Genomic DNA, 22,291 nt, shown 5'->3' with positions numbered 1-22,291 from the left:
ACTGAACTCAGCCCTCGGCGGCAGCAAGCTCCGTGGTGCCGGCAAATGCCTCAGCCCCCAAGAGGCTGTTCAGTAGAAAATCGCGGCAACCGCGCAGCGACCGCAGAGCAAGATTGAACTCGATGCCGGTCGAGACCAAGCCCCGCAGCACGCCGGGATTGCGCGCTACGCCGCGCAGGATCAGCGGCAGATCGATGTCGCCATTCGGCTTGATGGCGTCCTTGGCCAGCGACGGCAGCGTGCGGTGGGCAGGATCGGAGATCACGCGCAGCGCCGCGAAAGGCAGGCCGTATTCGGTGGCATAGGCCGCCGCGATATGGCTCTCCATATCGACCGCAGCCGCGCCCGTGCTCATCCGCAGCGCCGCCTTGCGCGCCTGCGCCACCACGACCTCCTCGGCCCCGGCAAGCACGCCGCGAACCACCCGGCGTCGGCCGAGGGCCGCGCGCGCGATATGCGACTCGCTCAAGGACAGCCCGGCAAACCAGCGCGCGTCACCGGCGGTGACCTCCGTCGCCACGACGATATCGCCGGCCTTCAGTGACGGATCCAGTCCGCCAGCCACGCCGAAGCTGATGACGCCGCGAATCGAGGTCGGGTCGAACACGGTGAGCAGCGAGCGCAATTGCTGCGGATCGCTCGAACTGCAGATGACCATCATCCCAGGACCAGCCGCGATACGGGCTTCCTGTACCAGGCCAGTCACAACCAAGACTGGCCGCGGATCGATCGGGCGATCCGCGGACGTTCTGTCCCCCGTCCCCAATTTCACAATCCGACCCCTGACACCCTGCTATCTCTTGTCCCAATTTCTCCGCCGCGGGGGACACCCGAAGCGAGAAGCATTCACAAATCCTACGATTACGCAGAAAGAATTCGTCAGGAAACCCCGTTTACGCCGCAGTGCGGCCGTCCGACATGCGTTTTTTGCCCGGTGTTGCCATTTGGTCCTGCGTGCTGTGCGAAAGCGATGGAGGGCATGCCTTCATCAGCGCCCGGCCCGTTATACAGCAAAATTCATGCCATTCCAGCAGAACCGAGCCGCAAAATCGACTCAGGCGTCGCCAATACCGGCCCGAGGTAGCCGAGCTCAACCGCTCGCCAGCATGAGATCCGCCGCGCGGTCCCCGGAGCGCACCGAGCCTTCGATGGTGGCTGGCAACCCGGTATCGGTCCAATCACCGGCAAGCGCCAGATTCTGGAACGCGGTCTTCGGGCCCGGCCGGAGCGCGTTCTGTTCCGGGGTCGCCTCGAAGGTGGCCCGCCGCTCGCGGACGATCTGCCAAGGGGGCAATTGCGCCGGCAGGTCGGCCGAAATCCCGGCAGCCTTGCGGATATCGGCCCAGATCGCCGCGGCGAGCTCCTCGCGCGGCTGGTCGACCAGGCGGTCGCCATTGCTGATCGTCACCGACAACCGCTGCGGAAAAGCAAACAGCCATTCGACCAGGCCGCCGACCACGCCCAGGATGGGCGCGGCGTCGCGCGGCGGGTCGACGCGGAAATGCGCATTGACGATCGCGCGGAATTTGGTCGGCGCCGGCAGGCCCGGAAGCAGCGCCTGCGCCGCCCTCGGCGGCACTGCCAGCACGACCACATCGTTCGGACCCACTGCGATGGTCTCGCCCCCGCCGAAGGCCAGCCCCGACACGCGGCCGCCGGAGGTTTCCAAGCTGCGCAGCTCGCGCCCGGTGCGCACGCTGCCGCCTCTGCTTTCCAGGAATTTGACCGCAGGATCGATCAGCACGCCGGAGAGACCGTCGCGCGCGATCAGCGGCCGGCATGCCTGCCCGCCGGCGAGCAAGGTCTCCCGCACGATCGCGCCGGCAAGTCCGGCCGAGCCTTCCGGCGGGTCGCAGTTCAGCGCCGCCAGCAGCAGCGGCTGAACCAGGCGATCGTATAAAGTGCCCTTGCAGGGAATGGTGCTGCCGATCGTCTTGTTCGTGCCGGCCCAAATCAGCGGCGACAGCGCGAGATAGTCGCGCAAGGCCGTATCCGGCACGCGCCGGCTCGCATCGAACACCCACAGCGGCAACCGGCCATCGCCGAGGTCGAGCAGCCAGCGCTGACCCGTCCTGATGTCGACGAAGGCGAATTGCGCCTGTTTGGGCCCGACCAGGCCGGCCTCCGAACCAATGGTGCGCGCGTAAGCCAGCGCATGATGGTTGGCCGACAGCAAAAGGTGATTGCCGTTGTCGATCACCAGATCGGTCGCGGCATCATAATAGGAGCGGCAGCGACCGCCGATCTGCTGCGTCGCCTCGTGGACATGCACGACATAGCCGGCATTGGCGAGCCGCACGCCGGCCGAAAGACCGGAGATCCCGGCACCGATGATGTGAGCGGTTTTCTGCATCAGATGAAGGCGTAACGGAGGATGATGCCGAGCTTGGTGAGCTTGCTCACATGCACCGGCTCGCGAGGGGCATTGAAGCCGCGCGCGAGCAGCAGATCGAGCACGGCACGATAGTATTTGGACATGATCCGCGGCGCGCGCACCGCCCGGCGGCGATTGCGCTGCATGATCTCGTCGGATTTTTCGAAATGTGCCTTGGCGTGAACGGCGAGCGAGTTGCAGACCTTCGGCAAGGCGCGCTCTGCGGTCACCTTGGCCGGATCGTCGCCGGTGATGCCGGCATGCAGGAGCGCTTCGCGCGGCAGATAAAGCCTTCCGAGCTGCGCGTCCTCGTCGATATCGCGCAGGATGTTGGTGAACTGCAGCGCACGGCCGAGATGATGCGCAAGCAGAATGCCGTCCTGCTCCGGCATGCCGAACACACGAACAGAGAGGCGTCCGACGGCGCTCGCCACCCGATCGCAATAGAGATCGAGGGTCGCGAAATCGGGCGCGCGGATGTCCTGCGGCACATCCATCTCCATGCCGTCGATGACCGCAAGGAAGTCCTCGCGCTTCAGGCCGAACGTCTTGACCGTGCGGACGTAATCGCGCAGCCGCGCCGGCGGATGGCCCTGATACAATGCGTCGATATCCTCCCGCCAGCGCTGCAGGGCGGCGAGCCGCTCGTCGCGTGGCCCCTCGGAGTCGGCGATGTCGTCGACCTGGCGGCAGAAGCTGTAGATCTGCAGCATCGCCTCGCGCTGCGCGCGCGGCAGGATCCGCATGGCCGCGTAGAACGAGCTGCCGGACGCGGCAGCCTCGTAATCGGGAGTCTCGGCGGTGGCTTCGAACGTCATGCGCCGGCCGCCGTTTTCGAGGCCGGATGACGTCCGGCCAGGCGACGGCCGATTTCGCCGGTGACGGCGCCGACGCTGCAGCCAAGTAGTTCGAGCGGGCTGAGATGGACGCGTTCGCTCAAGGGGTCGCGCTCCTTCAACATGCGCACGATACGATCCGCAAAGGCCTGAATCAGGGCGATCTCGAGCCCGAGCCGGAAATCCTTCACGCCGCTGTTCAAATCCCTGCCCTCGTCGAGCAGCGCTTCATTGCGTTCGGCAAGCTTGTGCAGACAGGCGAGCAGCGGCGCCGGCGCCTTCGGCTCGCCCAGCATCTCGACGGTGGCGCCATGGTCGGCCAGCACGTCTTGCGGAAGATAGACGCGGTTGAGCGCCCTGTAATCCTTGCCGCAGTCCTGAAGATGGTTGTTGATCTGCAAGCCCGCGCAGATCGCGTCCGAGGCCGGCCAGGTCGCGGTGCTCTCGCCGTGGACATCGAGCAGGAAGCGCCCGACCGGCATGGCGGAATAACGGCAGTAGTGAATGAGTTCGTCCCAGTTTTCGTAGCGCAGCTTGGTCACGTCCATGCGAAAGGCGGCCAACAGATCGAGCGCATGGCGCGGCGACATCGCCCGTTCGGCGAAAGCGCGACGCAAATTGACCGCGACGTCCTGCGTGTCGCCCGTGCCGGTCAGTTCGGCCTCGAGCAGATCGAGCAGCCGCAGTTTCTCATCGGCCGCGAGCGTCGGATGGTCGGCGATGTCGTCTGCGGTTCGGACGAAGTTGTAAAAGGAGAGGATCAGCGGCCGGTGCTCTGGGCGGATGATCCAGGAGGCCACTGGAAAGTTCTCGTCCCGGTGTGTCTTGCCGGATCGCAAATCGCTCGCGGTGGTCATAGGGAAAACAAACTATCAGGTTGACAGGCGCAGTGGCGAACAATGCCCGTCCCTCGCCGATCGCGAAGGATTGCCGGTCTCATATAGGCGAAGATGCAGCCAAAACCAATGCAAACTGCACAATCCGGCCCGCCGGCGCCTCAAACGGTGCGGGCGGGCCGTTAACCCAACTTCGGAAGACGAGGGCTTATTGGTTGTGGGTCTTCAGGACTTGATCGCAAGCCTGGCTGATCTTGGTGCGATTCTCCTTCAGGCAGGCCAAGACGGTGAAATCGCCCTGATCCATCACGGGCCGGCAGTATTTCTGCACGTCACGCGTACAAGCCGCCTGTTCCTCGGGAGTACCGCTGCGCCCAGCGGCCTGCTGTGCGTAAGCACCGGTGGAGACGGAGAGCGACAGCAGGGAAAGTGCAAGAAAGATCTTACGCATCTTGTTCCTTCATTCGACAGCCGGACATTCCCGACGACCGATGGCGTCAGGAAACGACCGTTCGGTTTGCAAGAGCCGCACGCCCTCCCAGCGCCCGAAACGCTGCCAAATGCGGCCAGATTTGCGTCCAAAAGTTCCGAACCGAACCGGCTCGGGGTCGATCATTTCGCATAAACAAGCTTTTGATACTAGGGCATTATTTTACAGTCGCGGTTTTTCGCATTTGGCTGTTGCATGCATGCCGCGCACACCGTTAGATGCGCCGCCGCCGAAACCACGAGGAGCGGTTTGCGGCTTCGCCAACCGCAGCCTTCGAACCGCGCCGCTCGTCCGTCATTTGAACCTCACTGGGTGCGGAGACACTAAGTGGTCGATGCGGCGAGACGTGTCTTGCGGAAGAGCGTCAATTTGGATGGGAAACTCGATATGAAACTGTTTGGCTCAAGTCTCTCTGGACACGTGATCAAGGCCGCAGGTCTGTCCGCTGCGTTGATGCTGTCCGTGTCCGCAAGCTACGCCCAATCCGGCGGCCCGTTTGCCGGCTTCGACGGCAACTGGTCGGGCACCGGGACGGTCGCGCTGTCGGATGGGACCACCGAGCGTATCCGCTGCAAGGCCAACTACCGAGTGGCCGGCGTGACCCTCAAGCAGAGCCTGCAATGCGCCAGCGACAGCTACAAGTTCATCCTGTCGAGCGACGTGACCAGCGAGGGCGACCGCATTTCCGGCAACTGGAGCGAGGCCAGCCGCAACTTGAACGGCGAATTGCAGGGCACCGCCGGCCGCGGCCAGATCGAGGTGTTCGTGCAGGCCGCCGGCTTTGCCGCCAGCCTGTCGCTGCGGACGAGCGGCAACAAGCAGACCGTGAGCATCAGCTCGAAGGGCGAAATCCGCGGCGTCAATATCACGATGTCGAAGACCTGATGGTCCCGGACGCGATCCGACACATCCGAATTCGCCAACGGCCCTGACCTCGTCAGGGCCGTTCGTTTTTAGCGGTGGTTTGCTCAACGCCTGCGGCCAAGCGCTTCGTTCAACCTGTCACATCTGCGCGGGCGTACGCCGCCGATATCCCCCATCGGCCCCGTCATTCGAGCGGCCGCGATCACACTGCCTTGCGTCCGAACTTCTGCGCGATGTTGATCAGGAACATCGCCGTCGGGCGCAGGATGAAGAGGTCGGCGAACAGTGCCGCCACCATCGAGAAGGCGCTGAGCCAGCCGAACAGGCGCAGCGAGGGCAGATCGGAAAACACCGTCACGACCAAGCCGCAGGCCAGCACCACCGTGGTCAGGATCAGCGCGGGTCCGACCAGCACGGTGGCGCGTTCGACCGCGACCGCCGCGCTGACATCCGGCCTGCCCTCCAGCCGGAGGCGGTTGAGGAAATGGATGGTCGCCGACAGCCCGAGGCCGAACGACACGGTCAAGGCCACGACGCTGGCGAACTGCAGGCCCTCCCCCATCGCCCACAGCAGGGTACCGGACATCACCACCGGGAAGATGCCGGGCAGGATGCAGGCGAGCATCACCACCCAGGAGCGGAAGGCAAGCCCGATGAACATCGCCACCAGCGCGAACTCGATGGTCAGGCCATGGTTGAGCTTCTCGATCATGCTGGCGGAGTTGCGTGCGGCAATCGCAGCCAGCCCGGTGACTGCGACCTCGTAACCCGGATGCTTCTTCCTGACCGCGTCGAGCTCATGGTCGAGCTTATCGACCACGGGCAGGAGCTGACTGGAGTCAAGGTCGGGCACCCGGCCCGCCACCACGACCGCATCCTGCTGGGCGTCGATGAAACGGCGTACCAGATGCTCGGGGATCAGGTTGACATATTCCTTGAGCGTCGCGACGTCGTCGCTTCCCGCCTTCTCGGCGAGCCAGCGTCGCAGCGTCTCGACCGACCACACATTGCCGACCCCGGCCGCCTTCTCCACGGTGGCGTGGACGTCGGCGATCGTCTGCAATGTCTCCGGCGCATAGAGCGAAGCGCCCTTCGGAAACTGGATCAGCACGTTGACGGGATTGGCGCCGGTCAGCTTTGCGTCGAGCCGGTTGCTCGCGGCGACCGCCTGCCGCTTGTCCGGCACCTGGTCGGCCAGCCGATAGCGCGGCTGGAGATTGGCATAGATCACGGCGAGCGAACCTACGAACAGCACCGCGATCAAGCTGAACAGCCCCGGCCGGCCGACCATGCGGACCGCGATCCAGTAGCAGAAATTGCGCAGCCCCTGCACGCCGGCGTCCGCGCTCTGGAACTTGACGGCAAAGATCCGCTCATTGCGGACCAGCAGCACGCCGAACACCGGCACCAGCGACAACACCGCGAGCAGCGCGATGATCGTCGCGGCGAGCCCCGCCTCGCCGAATTTCCGGATCAGGTCGGAATCGGAGAATTGCAGCGCGATGAAGGAAATGCCGGCCGTCGCATGGGTCAGCACGCAGGCCGGGCCGACGACCAGGACCGCATTCTTGAACGCGGTATATTTGTCCTGCCCCGCGATCAGCCGGTCGCGCGCCGCGAAAGTCAGCTGCATCGAATCGGAGAAGCTGATCACCATGATGAGCGGCGTCATCACGTTCAGGAACATGTTGAGATTGAAACCGGCCCAGCCGAGCGCGCCGAGCGCCAGCAGAATCGCGATCAGCGGCGGAAACGCCGCCACGATCATGAAGGAAATCTTGCGGAAGAAGATGATCGCGATGATGCAGCCGGCGAGGATCCCGAGCACGTTGTAGGTGAGCCCGTCGCGCTCGACCGCGTTGCGGATTTCCAGCTGCATGACCGGAACGCCGGAGAGATCCGCATTGAGGCCGGTATCGGCCAGATCCTCCGTCATCAGCTTGCGGATGTCGCCGACGACCTTGCCAAGTTCGCTGCTGGCAACCACCTTGGGATCGAGCGACAGCACGACCAGCGCGAGCGTACCGTCCTCGGAGAGCAGCTTGCCGCGGATGATCTCGTTGGACTTCACCGTCTCGATGAACTTGTCGTAGGCCTCCCCTTCAGGAAGGTCGGAGGGAAACAGCGCTGCCGGCAGCTTGCCGGGCGCCGGCGCCTGGCGGGCCGAGAACAGCGAGACAAGGCCGCGCGTGCCATCGACCAATTGCAGGTCGGTGACGAAGTCGCGCAGCTTCTGCAGATTGTCGCGCGACAGCAGGTTCTTGCCTTCGACCACGACCAGGACGTCGAACTCCTCCGCCGGGAATTTCTTCGTCACCTCTTCGTACTGGTGGAATTCCTGGGTGTCGGACCGGAACAACTGGCTGAGCGAATCGTCGATCTTGATTCGGTGGATGCCGAACACGGCGCCGACGATCAGGACCAAGAGCACGATGCAGGAGATGACCGGCGCCTTGACCGCGAGCAAGCCAATCCGCTCCAGGCCGAAGGCGATGCTGCCAAGCGGCCGCGTCTCGACCTTTTCGACATGGACTTCATTGTCGCGTCTGACTTCGAGCATGCCCTGTCCAGTCGTTGAAGCTCGGTCCTGGCTCAAGCCTGAGCAGAGAGGGCGAAAATAGGGCCGCTCAGCGCAGAATGATTGGCCGCATTATGGCCCGAAGCCGATCTTAACCCTTGAAAACATACGAAAATTCTTCGGCCCGTTTAGCAGGTCTCTCGCGCTGCTCGCAAGCGCACACCGCGACACAAGTCGGAGAGAGGCCATAATTTCCGCCTACGTCGCGATTCGGCCACTGCGGATTTAAGCCGATAGTTGCGGCGTACCGTCGCTCTCGTCCTTCAATGCAATGCCGGTCAGCTGGCGTGCCCAGCCCTCGCGGATCAGCCAGGCGATCTTGGCTGCAGCCTCGTCATAGCTGAGCCCGGCGCGATGGATGTTGGAGACGCAGTTCCGCTCGGCGTCGCTGCGGCCGATTCGAGGGGCGAAGGTGATGTACGCACCGAGACTGTCCGGCGCCGACAGGCCCGGCCGCTCGCCGATTAGCATCGCGACCAACCGCGCCCCCAGCAGCTCGCCAATTTCATCGCCCAGCGCGACGCGCGCGCCCGTGGCGATCACGATCGGCCCGAGCGTGAGCTTGGCGGCAGCCAGCCGGGGCGCCAGCGCCCGGATCAGGGCGACGGCGTGCCCCTGGACCGCTTTCGGGGACAGCCCGTCGCCGATCACGATCACGACATCCCCTGCTCGTCCCCCGGTCAGGGCTTGACTTGAAAGCGCCTGAGCCGAAGCAGGATCGAGCCGGCGGCCGAGATCAGGGCGGCTGAGATAATCCCTGCGGTTCGCGGCACGGCTTGCAACGGTGAACGCGGTCAGATCGAGCTGCGCCAGATCTTCAGCAACCGCAGCGGCATCGAAGTGCGCATGCACCGCATCGCGAGCGCGCGCGTGATCGAGCGTGAACGCGAGCAAGGGCCGGGTCGGCAGGCTGGCGCCGGCGCGTCCCAGCGCAAGGCGTGCCGGCGTCAGGTGACGCAGATCCGCCAAGGAGAGCGGCTTGACCGATGCTGCCTTAGGGGCCTGGGCGACCGGTTCCGGCCCGTCCGACGTCGATGATGCGGGTGTGTCTTTCACCGGCGGCTCATTCGGCGGGAACGGCGGCCTCGCGTAGCCGAAGCGAGTAGTTCGAGGCGTTCTGGTGACCGCGGGAGGCGGCGCGCGCGAACATGATCAAATGATGGGAAATCAGCGACACCGCGATGAAATTCTCGATCTCGCCGCGCTTGAGCTGGCCGAGAGCGAACTTCCAGAACGGCCGCCTATAGTCGCCTAGCACGCCGACCTTCCAAACGATCTTTGCGATCATGATGAGGCCGCGCCTGACGTTCGGCCAGCTCTTCATCTCGTCGCTGACCGGGACTTTGATCCGGTTGGCATAGGTGTGATCGCATTGATACTGGAAACGTGCGAACAGTTTTTCCGGCTCGTAGGCCTCCTCCATGCAGCGGCGCCAGGAGTCGAGCACCTGCTCATAGGGCATCAGGAATTTGACATTGGAATCGCGGCCGTCGTCGTGAACCAGACGGCCTTCACGCTCCAGGCGGTCCCACAGCGGTGTCTTCGGCAGCGCCTGCAAGAGGTTGATCGTGAGCAGCGGGATCTGCGATTGCCCGATGAACTGCAACAGCGCGTCCGTAGTTTGCGGCGTGTCGGTGTCCAATCCCATGATGATCCCGGACACCACCTCCATGCCGTAGCTGTTGATGGTCTTGATGCCCTCCATGATCGGGACCATCATGTTGTGGTCCTTCTGCATCGCCGTCAGCGCGTCGGGATCAGGCGTCTCGATGCCGCAGAAGATGGTGATGAAATAAGCCTCCTTCATCTTCTCCAGGATCTCGGGTCGCTTGGCGATGTTGAGCGTGGCCTCGCAGGCGAGCCGCATCACATAACCCGTGCGCTTCTGCCACTCGATCAGATGCGGCAGCAGCTCCAACGTCGCCTTGCGGTTGCCGATGAAATTATCGTCGACGAAATAGACAGAGCCGGTGACACCACACTCCCTGAGCTTGTCGAGCTCGGCGATGATCTGTTGCGGCGTCTTGATGCGGGGATTGCGGCCGTAAAGGCCCGGGATGTCGCAGAACTCGCACTGGTATGGGCACCCGCTGGAATATTGGATGCTACCGAGGAAATATTTCGTCACCTCGGCAAGCTCGTAGGCAGGGACCGGGAAATCGGTCATGGCCACGCGCTCTTTGGTCTGCAGCACGACCTGTTGCGCCGGCCGCGACACGTCGTGCGACAACAGTCTGATCAGTTCGTCCGTCGCGTCGCCGAGTTCGCCGACATGCAGATAGTCGAAATCGGGATAATAATCCGGACAGGCGCTCACCGAGGGCCCGCCGAGCGCGACCGGCAGATTGAAATCGTGGGCACGGCTGCAGACATCGTTGATCTGCTGCCGTTGAATATGCATGCCGCTGACGAACACGACGTCCGCCCATTCGAAATCATCCCTGCTCGTGGGCTGGATGTTCTCATCGATGAAACGGACTTGCCATTCTCTCGGCAGATAGGCCGCGATCAGGAGCAGCCCCTGCGGGGGCATGAAGGCCTGCACGCCGTCGGTGAGCGGATAGGCGTATTCGAATGTGCCGAATGAGGACGTATAGCGCGGGAACACGCAAAGAATGCGACGTACGGTCTCGATGCATTCGAATCTCATCGATCGTCCCTTGCGACATCATGCAAAGCAACGCCAGCATAAGGCCGTCACGCCCGACGCGCCACCACTTCCTTGAGATTTGAATTGCGGGAGATTCGACAGCGGCTCGGCGACGCTTTGACGCACGACGAATAGCCTATGTTCATTGCCGTTCGGAACTAAGACCTGCCCCCCGCGGATCAGGCGATCAGGCGCGCGGCGAAATCAGGCAACAGGCCGTTGCCCGCGGCAGGCCGGCCGTTGCCGTCGCAGAGGCCGACCCGCACCAGCCATTCCTCGAACTCAGGGGCGCGCTTGAGGCCGAACAAATCGCGCACATAGAGCGCGTCCTGGAACGAGGTCGATTGGTAGTTCAGCATCACGTCATCGGCGCCGGGAACCCCCATGATGAACGTGACGCCAGCGGCCGCGAGCAAGGTCAGGAGCACGTCCATGTCGTCCTGATCGGCCTCAGCATGGTTGGTGTAGCAGATGTCGACGCCGAGCGGCAGGCCGAGCAGTTTGCCGCAGAAATGGTCCTCCAGCCCCGCGCGGATGATCTCCTTGCCGTCATAGAGATATTCCGGCCCGATGAAGCCGACCACGCTGTTGACGAGCAGCGGCTGATAGGCGCGTGCAACTGCATAAGCCCGCGCCTCGCAGGTCTGCTGGTCGACGCCGTGATGTCCATTGGCCGACAGCGCCGAGCCCTGCCCGGTCTCGAAATACATCGCGTTGTCACCGACCGTGCCGCGGCGCAGCGCGTGCGCCGCATCCAGCCCCTCGCGCAGCAGCGCGAGACTGACGCCGAAGCTCGCATTCGCAGCTTCCGTGCCGGCGATCGACTGGAATACCAGATCGACAGGCATGCCCTGCTCGATCAGCCGCAAGGTCGTGGTCACATGCGTGAGCACGCACGCCTGGGTCGGAATCGCGCCGCGCGCGATGATCTCGTCCAGCAGGCGCAGCAGACCGCCGATCACGGCGGGATCGTCGCTGGCCGGATTGATGCCGATGCAGGCGTCGCCCGCCCCCAGCACGAGGCCGTCGACGATCGAGGCCGTGATGCCCTTGGCATCGTCGAATGGATGGTTGGGCTGCAGCCTCACGCTCATGCGACCCGCCAGACCGATGGTGTTGCGGAAGGCGGTGGTCACCCGGCACTTCTTCGCGGCCAGGATCAGATCCTGGTTTCGCATCAACTTGGACACCGCCGCCGCCATTTCCGGCGTGATGCCGGGCGCAAGCCGCGCCAGCGTCTCCGATGTCGCGGCGTCCGAGAGCAGGAAGTCGCGAAAGCTGCCGACCGTCATCGACGCCAGCGGCGCGAACGCCGTCGCATCATGACAATCGACGATCAGCCGGGTCACTTCGTCGCGCTCGTAAGGGATCACCTGCTCCTGCAGAAATTGCGCGAGCGGTAAGTCTGCCAGCGCCATCCGCGCCGCGATCATCTGTTCGGCGCTATCGGCCGCGACGCCGGCGAGCCGGTCGCCGGAACGCGGCGGCGTCGCCTTGGCCAACAGATCGCGAAGATCGTCGAAGACATGGACGGTGGAGGCGATGACGTGGCGATAGACCATGGGTTCTCATCCATCTTCGAAAGGCGTCGCGCGACGGATCAAGGCCGCAGCCTATCATCTGGTCCTGACCGCAGCGCAGCGATGCGATGCGATGGCGGCCTCCACAAGCTGCATTGCCGGCTTTCCGAACAGGCCAGGCCGGGGCTCATCCCTACGCCTTCGCGCCCCGCCGAAGCGACTGAAACTGCTTCCAAAAAGATCTTATGGTTGCATGGTAGTGGAGCACTCACCTTAACGCTTTGTCCATGACCACCGATGCATAAGGTCTTGACGACCGAGCTTGCCCGGCCCCGGAAGCGAGCCCGCATGACCGAGCCCATGATGTCCAGTCCGTCGACCTCAGCAATCCCGCCCCGTCACTCGCTTGCGGTGAAGCTCTATGCGATCTTCGCCTTGTTTGCACTGCTCACTGCCGCGATCACCTGGCTGTCCGACTACAATTCGCGCCGCGCCGGCGAACTGACGCACGCGATCCAGACCGCCAATCTCGCCGCGCTCAATGTCGAGCGCGTGAATTCGCTGGTCTATGCCGTGGTGATGGAATCGCGCGGCGTCTACATGTCGACCGACCCTGCCGTGGTCCGCAAGTACGGCGAGGGTCTGCTGAAGTTCAACAAGGAAATTCTCGACGTCGTCGGCAAATGGGAGGCGATCGTTCAGACAGATGACGCCGAGCAGTTCGCCACCTTCAAGAAGCGCATCGAGCAGTTCGTGGAGTTCCGCAAGGAGCTGGTGCGCCGTGCCGACGAGATCAGCCCGGCGGCAGGTCGCGAATGGGGCGACAACGACGCCAATCGTTCGGTGCGTTCCGCGCTGAACAAGGATCTCGAGGCGCTCTCCAAGGTCTATGCCGAACGCGGCCGCCGCATCGCCGACGACACCGAGACCAATCGGAAATTCTCCCTGCTGCTGACCGGCCTCGGCGGGCTCGCCATGCTGCTGGTCGTGGCCGGCGTCGTCATCATCGCACGCTCGATTGCCAAGCCGCTGTCGGTGATCACCACCACGATCCGTCAGGTTGCAACCGGGGCAAAGAACATCGTCGTGCCGCACGCCGAGCGCGCCGACGAGATCGGCGAGCTCGCCCGCGCGATCCGCGTGTTCCAGGAGGCGATGGCGCACAACCGCGACCTCAACGCGCAAGTCTCCGATGACGCCAAGATTCGCGAGGCCCGTGCCCGTCACATCGAGCAGGCAGTGGAGGAGTTCAGGCAGGCGATCGGCACCGTGATGCAGACGGTCAACCAGAACGCGGCTGCGATGCGCCGCACCGCCGAGACCATCAACCAGCTCACCACCAATGCCAATGAGCGCGCGGCGGCGGCCGCTGGCGCCACCACGCAAGCCTCCAGCAACGTCTCGGCCGTTGCCAGCGCTGCCGAAGAGCTGTCGGCCTCGGTCGAGGAGATCGGACGGCAGATCCGGCAGTCTGCCAGTGCGGTCGAGCAGACCGGCCAGCGCACCGAGCGGTCGATCTCGGAGATCGAGGGGCTCGCCGCCGCGACCCAGCGCATCGATGGCGTCCTGACCCTGATCCAGACCATCGCCGAGCAGACCAATCTCTTGGCGCTGAATGCAACCATCGAGGCGGCGCGGGCCGGCGAGGCCGGGCGCGGCTTTGCCGTCGTCGCCCACGAGGTGAAGGCGCTGGCCGGCCAGACCGCCAAGGCCACCGAGGAAATCAGCACCAATATCGGCCAGATCCAGACCTCGACCAAGACCGCCGTCGACGCCGTGCGCGAGATCGGTCACGCCGTGCGCGGCATCAACGAGATCACGTCCAACATCGCCAATGCGGTGGCGCAGCAGGACACCGCCACGCGCGAGATTTCGGTCAATGCACAGTCGACCGCGCAAGGAAACCAGACCCTCGTCGTCAATATCGGTTCGCTGCGCGATGCGATCGGCGAGACCAGCAGCGCCGCGGTCTCGGTACTGACCGCGTCCGGCGACCTCGACGCCACCGCCGAAAGCCTGGCACGCGAGGTGGAGAAGTTCTTCCAGAACCTCCGGTCCGGTCCGCAGGACGTCCGCAAGGCCAGCTAGACCCCCTGGCCTGGGTGCCCGACCGAGGCCCGACAAAATCCCGGCTTCGGTGATCCAACCCACGCATTCACGCGTTCTGGGCAGATGGAACCAGGCGCGCCAGGACGATGACCACCGGAGTTCGAGCTGCTAAACTTGCGGGATGGAACATCGCATCCCCCCGGCGGAGAGCGCCACGTTCGCCTCTAGGCGCACGGTTGCGCGACGTGAGCAGAAGGCCGAAGGCTAAGGTGGACTGGGCGGAATTGATTGGACGCGTTGCAACGCGCGGAGACCGCGAGGCGTTCAAAACCCTGTTCGAGTACTTTGCGCCGCGGATCAGAGGGTTTTTGATCAAGACCGGCTCGAACGCCGACGACGCCGAGGAGATTGCGCAGTCCGCGATGGTCGCGGTCTGGACCAAGGCCGCCCAGTTCGATCCGGCGAGCGCCGGGGCATCCGCCTGGATCTTCACCATCGCCCGCAACCTGCGGATCGATGCGGCAAGGCGCGCGGCGCGCGCTGGCCGACTCGTCGACGCAGAAGCGTTGGACGATGAGGCCGACCCGGCCCTGGCGGCGGATCTGATCATGTCGCGGGCTGAAGACGCGAGGCACGTTGCCGCAGCGATCGAAAGATTGTCCACCGAGCAATCCACGGTGATCCGCCTGTCGTTCGTCGAGGAGCGGCCCCATTCGGAAATTGCAACGGTGCTCGGCCTGCCGCTGGGGACCGTCAAGTCGAGGATCAGATTGGCGATGAATCGCCTGAGAGAACTGTTGGACGAGCCGACATGACGATCAGCCATCACCCGCCGGAAGACCTGCTCGCCGACTTCGCGGCCGGCAAGCTCGACCAAGCCGAGCAGCTCGTGGTCGGCGTCCATGTCGCGGGCTGTCCGCGATGCCGGCGTTTCGTGCGCGCCATCGAACAGCTCGCCGGCGCTTCGCTCGAGGCCGCCCTGCCGGTCGCGATGGCAAACGGCGCATTCGATGCGGTCATGGCCCGCATCGAGAACAGGCCGAAAGCGCCGAAAGCCGCACCGCGGATCAGCGAGCCCGCGAGCCTCGATCCCGAGCTGGCCGATCTGCCGGAACTGGTTCGGCGCTGCACGATCGGCAAGCGCAGGCGCGTCGCGCCGGGCCTCAGCATGCGGCCGATCCTGCTCTCCGGAGGGGGCAACTCGCGCGCTTTCCTGCTGCGGGCCGAGCCGGGTACGCGGATGCTCGACCATACCCATTCCGGCACCGAGCTCACCTGCGTGCTGCGGGGCAGCTTCAGTCACACCGGCCGCCGCTACGGTCCGGGTGATTTCGATTATGGCGATGACGAGGTCGATCATCGTCCCATCGTGGGCGACGAAGGGCCGTGTCTGTGCCTGGTGGCCATGACCGGCGATTTGCGCATTCACGGCCTGCTCGGGCGGTTGATCAGCCCCTTCGTCCGGCTCTGACCAGTCCGCGCCGTAGTGATCCACGGTGCCGCCCCGCTCGTTTCGTATCGAGAAATGAGGGAGACGGACGATGCGATCGGAGCTGTTGGCGCCGCCCGGAGGCGTGGCACATCTGGGTGCGTTGCTGAAGGCCGTAGCGGCCAGTGACGACGCGGCCTTCGCCGAGCTCCACGCGCTCACCAAGACCAAGATGCGGAAGACGGTACGCGCATTGCTGCCCGCCTTGGCCGATATCGATGACGTCCTGCAGGACGGCTATTTGAAGATCTGGCGCCACGCCAGGAGCTTCGATCCGGCCCGCGCCTCCCCGATCACCTGGATGTGCACGATCATGCGAAACACCGCGATCGATGCGATGCGCAGCGGGGGCGTTCCGACCTCCGAGCTCGACGAGGCGTTGTCGGTGCCCGATCCTGCGGATGAGAACGACGACGACTTCGACTACGCGCGGGCCGAGCCGATCGCGCACCAGGCCTTGCTGCGGCTTCCCGAAGAGCGGCGGCAGCTCCTGGCGGCGGCCTATCTCGAAGGCGAAAGCCGGACCCGGCTGTCGCAGCGCTTCGGCGTCCCGGTCGGCACCATCAAGACCTGGCTGCATCGCAGCCTGCGCGCGGTGCGCCAGGACTGCCTTTCCAGCGCGCCCGAGCTTGCGGCAGCCTGAGCGGCACGCGCAGGACGCCCTGCGCCGCTTGCTGCTCGCACCCTGATCGGTCATACCTGCGGCGAGCGTCCCTCGAACCCGCCTGGCCATGACCGCAGCCGTCGTCCTCGTCTTTGTGCTCGCCTACGCCGTGGTGGCGCTGGAACATCCGCTGAACGTCAACAAGGCCGCCACGGCGCTGGTCGGCGCCGGCCTGATGTGGACGATCTACGCGGTCCTGGGCGGCGATACGCATGACGTCACGGGTCAGCTCAACGACTCCGTCGCCGCGACGGCCCAGGTCATCTTCTTCCTGATCGGCGCCATGACCATCGTCGAGGTCATCGACGCCCATAACGGCTTCGAGGTCGTGACCTCGCTGGTCAGCACCTCCAGACAGGTCACGCTGGTCTGGATGATCGGCATCGTGACGTTTTTCCTGAGCGCGATGCTGGACAATCTCGCGACCGCGATCGTGATGATCTCGCTGATGAAGAAGCTGTCGGGGCGCGACGAGGACAGGCTGTTCTTTGCGGCCATCATCGTCATCGCGGCCAATGCCGGCGGTGCCTGGTCACCGATCGGCGACGTCACCACCACCATGCTGTGGATCGGCGGCCAGATCACGCCCTTGGCGATCATGAAGGGCGTGTTCATTGCGTCGCTGTTCAATCTGCTGGTCCCGCTCCTGGTGGTGAGCTTCGCGCTGCGCGGCAAGCATCTCGCTCCGCCCGCCGCGGAGCGGCCGACGACCAGTCCGATCGCCCTGTTCGAGCGTAACCTGATGTTCTTCCTCGGTCTCGGCATTCTGGTCCTGGTCCCGTTGTTCAAGGCGCTCACCCATCTGCCGCCCTTCATGGGCATTCTGTTCGGGCTGGGTATCCTCTGGATGGTCGGCGAGATCGTGCATCGCGAAAAGCCGCACGAACACAAGCACCGGCTGACGCTCGCCCATGCGCTGACCCGGATCGACATGCCCTCGATCGTGTTCTTCGTCGGCATCCTGCTGGCGGTGGCGGCGCTCGAACACACCGGCATCCTCGAGGCCCTCGCGGCCTGGCTCAACAAGACCGTGGGGCGGCTTGATCTGATCGTCATCGTGCTGGGCCTGGCCAGCGCCGTGATCGACAACGTGCCGCTGGTCGCGGCCTCGATGGGCATGTACAGCCTGGCCCAGTATCCGCCCGACAGCTTCATCTGGGAGTTCGTCGCCTATTGCGCCGGCACCGGCGGCTCGATCCTGATCATCGGCTCGGCGGCAGGCGTCGCGGCGATGGGTCTCGAGAACATTCACTTCTTCTGGTACGTCAGGCGGATCAGCGCCCTGGCGCTGCTCGGCTATCTCGCGGGCGCCGGCGCCTATATCCTGCAATACCATCTCATCCATTGAGGGCGATGGCCGATGAGCCGGACATGGCAGCAGCTGGTGTTCGGCGGCGCGCTCGCCTTGCTCGCGACAGCGAGCGGTCTCGCCTCTGCACAGCCGGCCAAGAACGGCTATGCGCTCGGCCCGGCGCAATGCGGCAGCGCCGCCCTGGCCTTCCCACGGCTCCAGCTCGATATGAAGGCCGGCTTCTGCGCCGGCCTCGTCGCGAGCCGCGACGACGGCTTGAAATTCCCGCGCGCCATCCTCCAGGTTCCAGGACAGAAGCTGTTCGTGGTCGCGGACATGGGTGGCTGGGGCCATGAGGACGGCCGTCTGCTGCTGCTCGATCCGACCGCAGCGGAAGGCCAGCGCCTCAAGGAGCTGATCACGCGCATCGCCTACCCCTTCGGCCTGGCGACCGGGCCGGACGGGAGGGTCTATGCTTCGACCGACACCAGCATCTTCCGCTTCGATCCGCTGGCTGCGCAGCCGAAGACCACGATCGAGACCATCGTCCACGATCTCCCCGGCCGGCGGCTGACCCTGCCTGACGGCACCCAGATCGAGGAGAGCGCGCACCCGTTGAAGCAGTTCGTGTTCGACAGGACCGGACGGCTGTTCGTCAATGTCGGCTCGCACAGCGACAATTGCCTCACGCCGGCACCGATCACGCAGCCTTGCGCGGTGACCGAAGGTAACGCGCCACTCGCCGCGATCTGGATGTTCACACCGCCCGCGGGCGGCATCTTCCCTGCACTCAAGCCGACCGATCCCAATCCGCCGCACGAGGTCTACGCGCGGGGCTTGCGCAACTCGATGGCGCTGGCGCTGCATCCGCGCTTTCCCGACGACGGCTACGCCTTTCTGCAAGCGGAGAACGCCCGCGACCTGCAGGACATCTTCGCCCCCAACGAGGAGATCAACGCGATAGAGCCCGGCCGGCACTATGGCTGGCCCTATTGCTACGACCTGACCACGCCGAGCCCGGAGTTCAAGCGCGTGCTGCAGGCCGGACCTTACAAAAATTTCTGCAGCACCAGCGCCGTGTACAAACGGCCTTTCTCGCTGCTGCCGCCACATGGCGCGCCGCTCGGCATGCTGTACTACAAAGGAGGCAAATTCCCCGAGCTCGACGGCAGGCTGCTCGTCGGCCTCCACGGCTATCGGCCGACCGGCAGCCGGCTGCTCGCCTACGAGGTCGATGACCACGGCTTTCCGAAACTGAGCCCAGCCCCAGTGCGCTATCACGTCAGCTGCGCCGCCGAGCCGACACGCGCCTTCCAGACCGTCTCCGGTCTCGTCCCTGCGGCCGCCTTCGACGAGATCATCTCGGGCTGGCACCGTGTCAACGGCATCAGGCCGCAAGGCGCACCGGTCGGCATGACGGTCGCCGATGACGGCGCGATCTGGCTGGTCGAGGACAAGAACCAGACCGTGATCCGCATCGACCGCACCAGCGATGATCCGCCGCCCGCCCTGCCCTGCGACACCAGGAGCGCCGCGCTGATCGATCAGCTTGCGCGCTTCGTTGCCGATGACGTGGCAAACCGTGCCCGGCTCACATCCATCCGCAAGGGCCTGATCGAGACACATTGTGCGGGCTGCCATTCCGAGTTCGGCCTGAAGCCCGGCCAGTCCGATCAGGACAAGGATCAGACCGTGCTGCGCTTCATGCTGGCCCACGACGGCTGGATCTATCCTGGCGATCCCGACGCCGGCCGCCTACGCCAGCGACTGCGCGGGCTCGGCGCGGAACGGCTGATGCCGCCGGGTGGCGAAAATCTCCCCAGGACGGAACCCGGCTACACCAAGCTGCTTGATGTCGCCGATGAGCTGATCGCGACGATGGTGCCGGGCGTCCGGATGCGGGTGAAATCCGGCGGCCCGCCACACCGCAAATTCTTCGCGCGCGACGGCAAGGAGTGCGGCGAGATTCCCTTCGGGAAGGTCGTCGTGGTGACACAAAGAAGCGCTGACGGTAAGCCCGGGTTCAGCCGGTTCTTCCGGCCGGCCGACACTTACCTGAACGGCACCTGCACGGACGACGATGGCTACTACATCCAGCAGCAATTTCTGGTGCCATTGTGACGGACTCGGCGATCCCATCAGGCACGCACCATCCACAAGCGCGTCGCGCTCCCCTCCCCCTTGCGGACAGGGCCTTCGCATATGGGAAAAACTCGGCCAATGATCTCTCCCGCAACCGTCCTCCGAGACTCTCGCCTCCGGCGAGCTCCTCAGGACGAGGGCCTGTTTTGCGGTAACATGACAGAGCCTCATGGTGAGGGCGCGGCCAAGCCGCGCGTATCCGGACGATCTGCGCATCGCCGGGAGAACCATGAGGCCCCGATGCGCGACAGCCATCCACGCACCGCCTTCAAGCGAACGCAGCATCGCATCGCGCCTTTGCCCACGCTGCGCATCCCGCGCTTTACGTTGCTCATGGTCCTCGTGCTAGCAGCCATTCCCGCGACAGCCGCACCGAAATTGTTCGAGAGCAAGCAACTCACCCCGTCGGGCGAATACACCTTCGGCATCGAAGGCCCGGCGGTCGACAGCGACGGCAATCTCTTCGTCGTCAATCTCGGCAAGCCCGGCACGATCGGAAAGTTGGCGCCGGGAGCCACGGTCTCGCAGAGCTTCACCGCGCTGCCCGAGGGCAGCATCGGCAATGCGATCCGGTTTGATCGCAGCGGCACGATGTTCATCGCCGACTACAAGAAGCACAACATCTTTGCGATCGAGAAGGACAGCACCGAGCCTCGGGTCGTGTTTCATTCCGACCAGATGAGCCAACCCAACGACATCACGCTCGGCCATGACGGCGCGATCTATGCGAGCGATCCGAACTGGAAGGGCCGTAGCGGCCAGATCTGGCGCATCGCGAGAGATGCAGACGGCGCCATGCAAGGCATGGTCATGACCGCGCCGCGTGCGATGGGCACGACCAACGGCATCGATCTCAGTCCGGACGGACGCACGCTCTATGTCGGGGAATCCAACAGCGGCGAGATCTGGTCCTACACCTTGGCCGGCAACGCGTTGCTCAACCCGCAGCTGATCAAGACGTTCGAGCCGAACACGATCGATGGCCTGCGCACCGATCTCAGCGGCCGTCTGTTCGTGGCCCGCATCCTCAAGGGCGCCATCGCCGTGCTGACGCCGGACGGCCACCCGCTGCGCGAGATTCATTTGACGGCAAAAGAGCCGACCAATCTCGCCTTCGGCGGCGAGGACGGCAAGACCGTGTTCGTCAGTCAGCGCCAGGGCGGCTTCATCGAATCCTTCCGTACCGACGTCGAGGGCCGTGAACATTGCCTGCAGAGAGGCGCGTGCTGATGCCGATCTTTCATTGGATCATCCTCGCGCTCTGGCTCGTGTTCATCGTCTATTGGGCGATAGCGGCCTTGGGCGCCAAGCGCAGCGTCGGCGGCACGATCTGGTGGCGACACTTGGCCGTTCGGCTGGCGGCCGCAGCGCTGATCATCATCGCAGTCCAGGTCCCTACCATTCGCCATGCCCTTCAGGCGGCACTGCGCGAATATCCGCGCAGCATGCTGGTGCAAGCGATCGGAACATTGCTGGCCGGACTTGGCATCGGCTTTGCGATTGCGGCGCGGATCTATATCGGGCGCAACTGGGGCATGCCGATGTCGCGGAAGGAAGATCCCGAACTGGTGAGCGGCGGCCCCTACGCGATCGTCCGGCATCCGATCTACGCCGGCATTCTCCTGGTCCTGCTCGGCTCGGCGATCGGATACGGTCTGGTGTGGCTGCTGCCACTGTTGCTGTCGGCCCCCTATTGCATCTATAGCGCCCGCCGCGAGGAGGCGCTGATGTCCGAATAATTCCCCCGGCTTACATGCAGCGGACAAAGATGCTGCTGCCGTTCGTACTATGACGATACGTCGCGGCCCCATGGGGCTCGTTCTGCTGCCGCCCGACAAGCGAGAGGAACAAGCGCGGCACAACACCTGTTCTGCGATTGCCCGTCGGCCAAATCGATGCTGGGGATTCCTGCGAACGACGCGTAAAACCGCCCTGTAAACACGTCGCCGAGGCTTCATTTTTCCCGCGCCGAAAAACTCATTTATTCAAGCCGATCAATTTGATTGTGGCAGTCAAGCCGATCGGCCAAAATTTTTAGATCTCTTTTTTCCAGAAATCGTGTTCTTATTCGGCATCCCGCGCTCATTGAGGGGGCGTATCGCGATCGTCACGAACGTTGAGTGCGGGGAGCGGTGGGCGCATCTGGCTGCAGCGTGATCATGCACGCGGACGAACAGCACGACGCGCACGGTGAAATCGTGATGTCCTGATACCCCGACGCTGGTATCCAGCGCAACGCGCTCTCGGCGCATTGTCGCTGACGCGACGGAGCTTCGCTCCGCGCGGACATGGTGACCAGAAAGCCCGGCGCACCAGGGAGACCACGTATAAGCCGTCAGACCATCGCGCAGGGAATGCCGGGTTGATCCGGCTGCACCTGTGGTACCTGCCGCCTGCATTTTTTTCGCAGGCGGGCCATGGGTGAGGCCAACACCCGGCATTCCCCATAGGCGTTAAGTTTATGCTTGAGTGTTGGAATCCGCCGTGATTCGAACAGGGGATGGCAGA

18 protein-coding genes are annotated in these 22,291 nt (G+C 64.3%); 9 read left to right on the top strand and 9 right to left on the bottom strand.

What is annotated here, in order from left to right:
* Window positions 1-7: 7 nt before the first annotated feature.
* From QXZ85_RS29650 to QXZ85_RS29630, 5 genes are all read right to left on the bottom strand, one after another.
* Window positions 8-772: a phosphorylase gene (locus QXZ85_RS29650; protein WP_315706194.1), complete on the bottom strand. Its 765-nt coding sequence runs from the start codon at window positions 770-772 to the stop codon at window positions 8-10.
* Window positions 773-1,090: 318 nt separating this feature from the next.
* The gene (gene hpnE, locus QXZ85_RS29645) at window positions 1,091-2,353 is read right to left on the bottom strand and encodes a hydroxysqualene dehydroxylase HpnE (protein ID WP_315706195.1); all 1,263 of its coding nucleotides are present in this window, start codon (window positions 2,351-2,353) and stop codon (window positions 1,091-1,093) included.
* Window positions 2,353-3,192 carry a presqualene diphosphate synthase HpnD gene (hpnD, locus tag QXZ85_RS29640; protein WP_315768742.1) on the bottom strand — a complete coding sequence of 280 codons (840 nt, stop codon included), beginning with the start codon at window positions 3,190-3,192 and terminating at the stop codon, window positions 2,353-2,355. The genes hpnE and hpnD overlap by 1 nt, the downstream gene beginning before the upstream one ends.
* Window positions 3,189-4,067, bottom strand: a complete 879-nt coding sequence (hpnC, locus tag QXZ85_RS29635; protein WP_315741497.1) for a squalene synthase HpnC — start codon at window positions 4,065-4,067, stop codon at window positions 3,189-3,191. Before hpnC ends, hpnD begins: the two co-directional genes overlap by 4 nt.
* A 187-nt stretch (window positions 4,068-4,254) precedes the next feature.
* A complete protein-coding gene (locus QXZ85_RS29630; RefSeq protein ID WP_315706198.1) occupies window positions 4,255-4,497 on the bottom strand; it encodes a hypothetical protein in 243 nt (80 codons plus the stop codon).
* Window positions 4,498-4,923: 426 nt separating this feature from the next.
* Between QXZ85_RS29630 and QXZ85_RS29625 the strand changes: the two genes are divergently transcribed.
* Window positions 4,924-5,421 (top strand): hypothetical protein, encoded by a 498-nt coding sequence (locus QXZ85_RS29625; protein WP_315741498.1) that lies wholly within the window; start codon window positions 4,924-4,926, stop codon window positions 5,419-5,421.
* 181 nt (window positions 5,422-5,602) lie between these two features.
* Here QXZ85_RS29625 and QXZ85_RS29620 read toward each other — a convergent pair whose 3' ends face one another.
* From QXZ85_RS29620 to QXZ85_RS29605, 4 genes are all read right to left on the bottom strand, one after another.
* Complete coding sequence (locus QXZ85_RS29620; RefSeq protein WP_315706200.1) at window positions 5,603-7,960, bottom strand: efflux RND transporter permease subunit; 2,358 nt, start codon at window positions 7,958-7,960, stop codon at window positions 5,603-5,605.
* A 243-nt stretch (window positions 7,961-8,203) separates the two neighbouring features.
* Complete coding sequence (eutC, locus tag QXZ85_RS29615) at window positions 8,204-9,034, bottom strand: ethanolamine ammonia-lyase subunit EutC (RefSeq protein WP_315768743.1); 831 nt, start codon at window positions 9,032-9,034, stop codon at window positions 8,204-8,206.
* Window positions 9,035-9,041: 7 nt separating this feature from the next.
* Window positions 9,042-10,628 (bottom strand): B12-binding domain-containing radical SAM protein, encoded by a 1,587-nt coding sequence (locus QXZ85_RS29610; protein ID WP_315706202.1) that lies wholly within the window; start codon window positions 10,626-10,628, stop codon window positions 9,042-9,044.
* A 179-nt stretch (window positions 10,629-10,807) separates the two neighbouring features.
* Window positions 10,808-12,190 carry an ethanolamine ammonia-lyase subunit EutB gene (locus QXZ85_RS29605; RefSeq protein ID WP_315706203.1) on the bottom strand — a complete coding sequence of 461 codons (1,383 nt, stop codon included), beginning with the start codon at window positions 12,188-12,190 and terminating at the stop codon, window positions 10,808-10,810.
* A gap of 318 nt (window positions 12,191-12,508) precedes the next feature.
* On the opposite strand from QXZ85_RS29605, the gene QXZ85_RS29600 reads away from it, so the two are divergent.
* The 8 genes from QXZ85_RS29600 to QXZ85_RS29565 all read left to right on the top strand — a co-directional run bounded on the left by QXZ85_RS29600 (window position 12,509) and on the right by QXZ85_RS29565 (window position 21,522).
* Entirely contained in the window at window positions 12,509-14,236 is a 1,728-nt protein-coding gene (locus QXZ85_RS29600; RefSeq protein ID WP_315768761.1) for a HAMP domain-containing methyl-accepting chemotaxis protein, read from the top strand.
* Between the two features lie 230 nt (window positions 14,237-14,466).
* Window positions 14,467-15,012 carry a sigma-70 family RNA polymerase sigma factor gene (locus tag QXZ85_RS29595; protein WP_315706352.1) on the top strand — a complete coding sequence of 182 codons (546 nt, stop codon included), beginning with the start codon at window positions 14,467-14,469 and terminating at the stop codon, window positions 15,010-15,012.
* Window positions 15,009-15,668, top strand: coding sequence for a ChrR family anti-sigma-E factor (locus QXZ85_RS29590; protein ID WP_315768745.1), 660 nt, complete (start codon window positions 15,009-15,011; stop codon window positions 15,666-15,668). Before QXZ85_RS29595 ends, QXZ85_RS29590 begins: the two co-directional genes overlap by 4 nt.
* Before the next feature lie 70 nt (window positions 15,669-15,738).
* A complete protein-coding gene (locus QXZ85_RS29585; RefSeq protein WP_315768747.1) occupies window positions 15,739-16,329 on the top strand; it encodes a sigma-70 family RNA polymerase sigma factor in 591 nt (196 codons plus the stop codon).
* An 88-nt stretch (window positions 16,330-16,417) separates the two neighbouring features.
* Entirely contained in the window at window positions 16,418-17,698 is a 1,281-nt protein-coding gene (gene nhaD, locus QXZ85_RS29580; RefSeq protein ID WP_315706206.1) for a sodium:proton antiporter NhaD, read from the top strand.
* A 12-nt stretch (window positions 17,699-17,710) separates the two neighbouring features.
* Entirely contained in the window at window positions 17,711-19,762 is a 2,052-nt protein-coding gene (locus tag QXZ85_RS29575) for a PQQ-dependent sugar dehydrogenase (protein WP_315768749.1), read from the top strand.
* Window positions 19,763-20,116: 354 nt separating this feature from the next.
* The gene (locus QXZ85_RS29570) at window positions 20,117-21,013 is read left to right on the top strand and encodes an SMP-30/gluconolactonase/LRE family protein (protein ID WP_315768763.1); all 897 of its coding nucleotides are present in this window, start codon (window positions 20,117-20,119) and stop codon (window positions 21,011-21,013) included.
* On the top strand, window positions 21,013-21,522 hold the full coding sequence (locus QXZ85_RS29565) for a methyltransferase family protein (RefSeq protein WP_315768751.1): 510 nt from the start codon (window positions 21,013-21,015) through the stop codon (window positions 21,520-21,522). The genes QXZ85_RS29570 and QXZ85_RS29565 overlap by 1 nt, the downstream gene beginning before the upstream one ends.
* The last annotated feature ends 769 nt before the right edge of the window (window positions 21,523-22,291 follow it).

Origin of the sequence: Bradyrhizobium sp. SZCCHNGR1005, from assembly GCF_032489995.1 — a bacterium.
GTDB lineage: Bacteria > Pseudomonadota > Alphaproteobacteria > Rhizobiales > Xanthobacteraceae > Bradyrhizobium.
This window is presented reverse-complemented; position numbering and strand designations above follow the sequence as displayed.